This is a genomic window from Streptomyces albidus (ex Kaewkla and Franco 2022), from assembly GCF_013870515.1.
GTDB lineage: Bacteria > Actinomycetota > Actinomycetes > Streptomycetales > Streptomycetaceae > Streptomyces > Streptomyces albidus.
Genome location: NZ_JACBXA010000325.1, coordinates 1 through 5,449 on the forward strand (window position 1 = coordinate 1; position 5,449 = coordinate 5,449).

At 70.4% G+C, this 5,449-nt stretch carries 7 protein-coding genes and 1 pseudogene; 3 read left to right on the forward strand and 5 right to left on the reverse strand.

The features are described from left to right. The 4 genes from H5J26_RS27920 to rimP all read right to left on the reverse strand — a co-directional run. The coding region (locus H5J26_RS27920; protein ID WP_181768744.1) for a translation initiation factor IF-2 N-terminal domain-containing protein at positions 1-181 on the reverse strand (181 nt) is incomplete at its 3' end. A gap of 157 nt (positions 182-338) precedes the next feature. Beyond that, entirely contained in the window at positions 339-626 is a 288-nt protein-coding gene (locus tag H5J26_RS27925) for a YlxR family protein (RefSeq protein WP_181768745.1), read from the reverse strand. 61 nt (positions 627-687) lie between these two features. Then, the gene (gene nusA / locus H5J26_RS27930) at positions 688-1,725 is read right to left on the reverse strand and encodes a transcription termination factor NusA (RefSeq protein WP_181768746.1); all 1,038 of its coding nucleotides are present in this window, start codon (positions 1,723-1,725) and stop codon (positions 688-690) included. Positions 1,726-1,727: 2 nt separating this feature from the next. Beyond that, the gene (gene rimP / locus H5J26_RS27935; RefSeq protein WP_181768747.1) at positions 1,728-2,276 is read right to left on the reverse strand and encodes a ribosome maturation factor RimP; all 549 of its coding nucleotides are present in this window, start codon (positions 2,274-2,276) and stop codon (positions 1,728-1,730) included. 279 nt (positions 2,277-2,555) lie between these two features. On the opposite strand from rimP, the gene H5J26_RS27940 reads away from it, so the two are divergent. The 3 genes from H5J26_RS27940 to H5J26_RS27950 all read left to right on the forward strand — a co-directional run bounded on the left by H5J26_RS27940 (position 2,556) and on the right by H5J26_RS27950 (position 4,695). Next, positions 2,556-3,173 (forward strand): hypothetical protein, encoded by a 618-nt coding sequence (locus H5J26_RS27940; RefSeq protein WP_181768748.1) that lies wholly within the window; start codon positions 2,556-2,558, stop codon positions 3,171-3,173. Further along, positions 3,170-3,646, forward strand: coding sequence for a ferritin-like domain-containing protein (locus tag H5J26_RS27945; RefSeq protein WP_181768749.1), 477 nt, complete (start codon positions 3,170-3,172; stop codon positions 3,644-3,646). Before H5J26_RS27940 ends, H5J26_RS27945 begins: the two co-directional genes overlap by 4 nt. Before the next feature lie 80 nt (positions 3,647-3,726). Next, a complete protein-coding gene (locus H5J26_RS27950) occupies positions 3,727-4,695 on the forward strand; it encodes an aminoglycoside phosphotransferase family protein (RefSeq protein ID WP_181768750.1) in 969 nt (322 codons plus the stop codon). A 30-nt stretch (positions 4,696-4,725) separates the two neighbouring features. On the opposite strand, the pseudogene H5J26_RS27955 reads toward H5J26_RS27950, so the two are convergent. Beyond that, a pseudogene (locus tag H5J26_RS27955) lies at positions 4,726-5,449 on the reverse strand (SLC13 family permease); the annotation flags it as partial.

Here is a 5,449-nt window from a genome sequence, read left to right on the forward strand (position 1 = left end):
ACTTCTTCGCGCCGGCGGCACCGCCGGCGTCGAACGCGTCGGTCAACTTGCGTACTACCGGCGCCTCGATCGTCGAGGACGCCGAGCGGACGAATTCGCCCAGTTCGTTGAGCTTGGCCATGACGACCTTGCTCTCGACTCCGAGCTCCTTCGCGAGCTCATATACCCGGACCTTAGCCACTTCGCTCCTTACGGTCCGGGGGGCTCGTCGCCGCCGGACCTTCGCTACTTATGCATGGGCGTACTCATCGCGTACTCATCGAGTGCTCATCGCAATCTCGACCTACTTCCGACTCGCGAGGTACCTCTCCGCGCGGAGGGTTCCGAACGGACTGTTCTTACGGTGTCGCCTGCTCGATCTGCTCCACCTGCTGGCGAAGCTCCGTGACGTCGAACGGCCCGGGACCTCGGAAGGCCCGGTTGAACGCCCGACGGCGCACAGCATTTTCGAGGCATGCCGACGTGGGATGCAGATACGCGCCCCGGCCGGGCAGCGTACCCCGAAGATCAGGGACGCAGCGGCCCCTGCTCAGCACCAAACGCAGCAGATCGAGTTTGTCCGAGCGCTTCCGACAGCCCACGCACGTGCGCTGCGGGCAGACTCGGACTCGCGTCCGGCCAGACACCGCTAAGTCTACCTCCCCGTACCGCCGCACCCCTTCGGGGGTAAGGGGCACCCCTGTGGTTTCAGCCCTGCTCGGCAGCTTGGCCGGAAGCCGATTCCGAGTCTGCCGAGACGGCCTCCGCTGCGTCCGCCGTGTCCGGCCGGATGTCGATCCTCCAGCCGGTCAGCCTGGCGGCGAGACGCGCGTTCTGGCCCTCTTTCCCGATGGCCAGGGAGAGCTGGTAGTCGGGGACCGTCACGCGGGCCGACCGCGCCGCCAGATCGACGATCTCGACCTGATTCACACGTGCCGGTGAAAGCGCGTGGGCGACCAGGTCGGCGGGGTCGTCGGACCAGTCCACGATGTCGATCTTCTCGCCGTGCAGCTCCGCCATGACATTGCGGACACGGCCGCCCATCGGGCCGATGCAGGCGCCCTTGGCGTTCAGCCCGGAGCGCGTGGACCGTACGGCGATCTTCGTGCGGTGCCCCGCCTCGCGAGCGATGGCCGCGATCTCGACGGACCCGTCGGCGATCTCCGGCACCTCCAGCTCGAAGAGCTTCCTGACCAGATTCGGGTGGGTCCGCGAGAGCGTCACCGAGGGTCCGCGCACGCCCTTGGCCACGCGCACGACGTACGTACGCAGGCGAGTGCCGTGCGAGTAGTCCTCGCCGGGCACCTGCTCCTGCGGCGGAAGGATGGCCTCGAGCTTGCCGATGTCGACCAGCACGCTCTTGGGGTCCTTGCCCTGCTGGACGACGCCCGCGACGACGTCGCCCTCCCGGCCGGCGTACTCGCCGAAGGTGATCTCCTCCTCGGCGTCCCGCAGGCGCTGCAGGATGACCTGCTTCGCAGTGGTGGCGGCGATACGGCCGAAGCCCGAGGGGGTGTCGTCGAACTCGCGCGGCTCCGCGCCCTCGGCCACCTCGGACGGGCTCTCCTTCGCCCAGACCGTCACGTGCCCGGTCTTGCGGTCCAGCTCCACACGGGCGTCACGGGAACTGCCGTCGGTGCGGTGATAGGCGATCAGGAGGGCGGACTCGATCGCCTCGATCAGCAGATCGAGGGAGATCTCCTTCTCCCTCACCAGCCCGCGCAGGGCACTCATGTCGATGTCCACGGCTACGCCTCCTCCTTGCCTTCGTCGTCAGCGGCCGCGGACTCGTCCTGGGCACTTCTCTCGGCGGCCTTGCGGTTGAACTCGATCTCGACCCGGGCCTTCACGACGTCCTGGAACGCCAGCCGTCGACGGGTGGGCTTGCGCCCCTTCACACCCGGCACCTCGAGATCGACGCCTTCGTCGTCCACGGCGATGAGCCGGGCGGTCACTTCGCCGCCGCCCGCGGTCTCGGACAGATTCGCCTTGATCAGCCGCCCGACGGCGCGGCGGTAGTGCCGCTGCTCGGTCAGGGGGCGGTCGGCACCCGGCGAGGTCACCTCGAGCACGTACGGGGAGCCGCCCATCGCGTCGGACTCGTCCAGCGTCTCGGAGAGCGTGCGGCTCAGTTCGGCGCAGGTGTCCAGCTGAACGCCTTCATCGGAGTCGACCACGATGCGCAGCACGCGCCGCTTACCTGCGGGCGTCACTTCGATCTCTTCGAGATCCAGCCCCTTCTTGCCGACGAGCGGTTCCAGCAGTCCGCGCAGCCTCTCGCTCTGGGTGGTGCTCATCCGGGTGACTCCTCGGCCGCGTGTGCTGTTGTAGGGGCGCCTTGAGGTGGGGTGACGGGGGCGTCGTGCCGCATCCAAGCCTAACGTCTGCCACGGGCGGCGCCGACCAGATGGGGGATCCGCGCGGGATGTCAGGGACGTACGGGTACGCATGGGGCAGTGAGGGTGGCCCGTCGATACGTTCGAAAGCACGCGGGTACGCTCACGTTCCGGTGATCACCGCACGCGGTGTTCGCAGCAGATGTTCGAGCGATGCCGCGTCGTCCAGGGAGTGCACCCATGCCGCTCACACCGTCTCCGGCAGCCGGGCCGCGCAGGCGGTCGATGCTGGCCGGGACGTTGAGCACGCTGGGTCCGCTCGCAGCGCTGGGGACGCTCTCCACCGTCACCGGCTGCTCGGAGAAGAAGGACAGCGCGGACGACGCGCAGGTCACTCGCGCGGAACACCGGATGCGGCAAGAAGCGTCGCGGCAGAGCCGGAGGCTTCTCGAGCGCTACGAGGCGACCGCCGCCGCACACACCGGACTTGAGGACCGGATCCGCCCGCTGCGCGCGGCGACGGAGCGGCACCTCAAGGCCCTGGACGGCGAGGACGACGGCTCGAAGGGCAGCGGCCGGGACGGGACGAAGAGCGGCGACTCGGCGGACGGCGAGGGCAAAGGCAAGGACGGGAAAAAGGCCGACGGGAAGAAGAAGCCCGCCGTGCCGACAGAGGAGAAGGCGGCGCTGGCCGCTCTGGGCGACGCCGAGCGGCGCACGGCGCAGGAGCGTACGGCCGCGCTGGTGAAGGCCTCGCCCGAACTGGCCCGGCTGCTGGCGTCGCTCGCCGCAGCGGGGGCCGTGCACGCGTATCTGCTGGGAGCGGACGAGGCGGACGGACGAGGCGGGGACACATGAGGAAGCTGGTCGACGTTCTGCAAGCCGCACTCGCCGCAGAGCACGCCACCGTCTACGGCTACGGCGTCGTCGGCGGCCGCATCGAGCAGTCCCGGCAGGGCGAGGCACGGCAGGCTCACGACGCGCACCGCGCCCGTCGTGACGCGCTGCGCCGCGAAGTCCGGGACCTGGGCGCCGAGCCTGAGCCGGCCGCAGCCGCCTACACCTTGCCGTTCGCGGTCCCCGACAGTGCCGCGGCGGTGCGGCTCGCCGCGGAGCTCGAGGACCGCCTGGCCGGTGCGTACGCGGATCTCGTGCAGGCGAGCAAGGGCGCCCGGAGGCGTGAGGCGGCGGGGTCGCTGAGCGAGGCGGCGGTCCGGTCGGTGCGGTGGAAGGGCAGCGGCGTAGCCTTCCCTGGTCTCACCGAGCACACCGCTTCCGAGGGCCCGGCGCCCTCGGGGTCGCCCGCGCGGGGTGGCACGACGTCCGGCTAGGTCCGACGTTCGCCACCGCAGAGTGGGCGCCGGTGCTCGACTGCCGTCCGGTCACCGCCGAGAAAGGTCCACTTCACCGCATGCCTTCTGGACTCCCTCTCGATCCCCCGCAGCGGCTTGTGCGCGCACTCGGTGCGCAGCACGGCCATGCCGGCGACGAGCTGGGCCGGGCCGGTGAGTCATGGCTCGAAGGGCTGCCCGCGCTGCTGGAGCGAACGTTGGAGCGGTGGGAGCTGACGCTGGAGAGGGTCGTCTCGCCGGGCGGGAGGAGCAGTCTGGTCTCGCTGGTGCGGCAGGCCGACGGCTCACCCGCGGCGCTGAAGCTGCTGGCGCCGTACCTCTACGACGTCCGGGAGCGCGCCGAGAAGGAAGAGGCGGCGCTGGCCCGGTGGAACGGATGGGGCGCGGTCCGGCTGCTGCGTTCGGAGGCCGAGGACGGGGCGCTGCTGCTGGAGCGCCTGCACGGCGAGATGTCGCTGCGTTCGCTGCCGGAGGCGAAGGCGATGCTCGAAGCCGCTTCCGCCGCACGGCGGTTGTGGGTCTCCCCCGACGGCTCCGGTGATGAAGGTGCCGCCGGGCTCGTCGGCACGGTCGCCTCGCATACGGCTGCGAGCGCCGATTTCCTGCGGTCCTCCACGCCGGAGGAGGTGTGGCCCCTGCGGGACGAGGCGCTGGAGCTCCGCGAGGCACTGCTGGCCGACGCGTCCGAAGAGGTGCTGCTGCACGGCGACTTCCGTCAGGGTGCCGTGCTCGCCGCCGACGCCGAGCGTGCGCCGTGGCTCGCGGCGGGACCGGATCCGCTGCTGGGTGAGCGCGCATACGATCTCTCGCGGCTGGTACGCGACCGGCTGCACGACCTGGTCGCCTCCCCGGGCGCCGCCGCGGCGACGCGCCGCCGCCTGCACAAGCTCGCCGACTCCCTGGAGGTCGACCGCGAGCGGCTGCGGGGCTGGTCGCTCTACCGGGCGGTCGAGTCAGGCGTCCGGCATCTGCGGAGCGGATACCGCGAGGACGGCGAGCTTCTGCTGGAGTTCGCGGGCTGGCTCTGACGGTCGGAGAGATCAGCGGGCCCAGCGGGTTCAGAGGGAGATGACGCCCGTCAGGAACGCCGCCGCGGTCATCACCAGGGTGGTGGCGAACGCCCAGCCGAAGATGAAGCGCTGGTGCTCACCGAGCTGTACGCCCGTCATGCCGACGAGGATGAAGGTGGACGCGGTGAGCGGGCTGAGGGGGAAGCCCGTCGTCATCTGGCCGAGGATGGCGGCCCTGGCGATCTCGGCCTGTTCCGTCCCGAACCCGTGTGCGGTCTCGGAGAGCACCGGCAGAACACCGAAGTAGTAGGCGTCCGGGGTGAGCGCGAGGCTCAGCGGCATGCCCGTGACGGCGACGAATCCCGGGAGATGACCGCCCAGGGAGCCGGGGATGACGGAGACGAGCGCCTGGGCCATCTCGTCGATCATCTTGGTCTCGGTGAGCACTCCCGTCAGGACTCCGGACGCGAAGATCATGGTCGTGACCAGGACGACGTTCTTGCCGTGCTTGTCGAGCAGCGCCTGCTGGTCCTCCCACCTGGGGTGGTTGACGAGCAGGGCGACGGCGAAACCGAGGACGAACAGCACGGGCAGCGGCATCGCCTGCAGGACGAGGCAGACGATCAGGACCAGTGTGAGCACCGCGTTGAAGACGGTCAGCCCGGTGCGGGGCCGCTTCCCGACGGCGAGCGCGCCGGGTCCGTCACCGGGGAGGCGGGCGGGCTCGGCCGCGGCCGCTTCTGCAACGGCTCCCTCGGCTACGACAGTTACG

Excerpts from the sequence above, each read along its gene's own strand:
- rimP (WP_181768747.1), bottom strand. The coding sequence starts at position 2,276 with ATGAGCACCACCCAGAGCGAGAGGCTGCGCGGACTGCTGGAACCGCTC.
- H5J26_RS27940 (WP_181768748.1), top strand. The coding sequence starts at position 2,556 with ATGCCGCTCACACCGTCTCCGGCAGCCGGGCCGCGCAGGCGGTCGATG.
- H5J26_RS27945 (WP_181768749.1), top strand. The coding sequence starts at position 3,170 with ATGAGGAAGCTGGTCGACGTTCTGCAAGCCGCACTCGCCGCAGAGCAC.
- H5J26_RS27950 (WP_181768750.1), top strand. The coding sequence starts at position 3,727 with ATGCCTTCTGGACTCCCTCTCGATCCCCCGCAGCGGCTTGTGCGCGCA.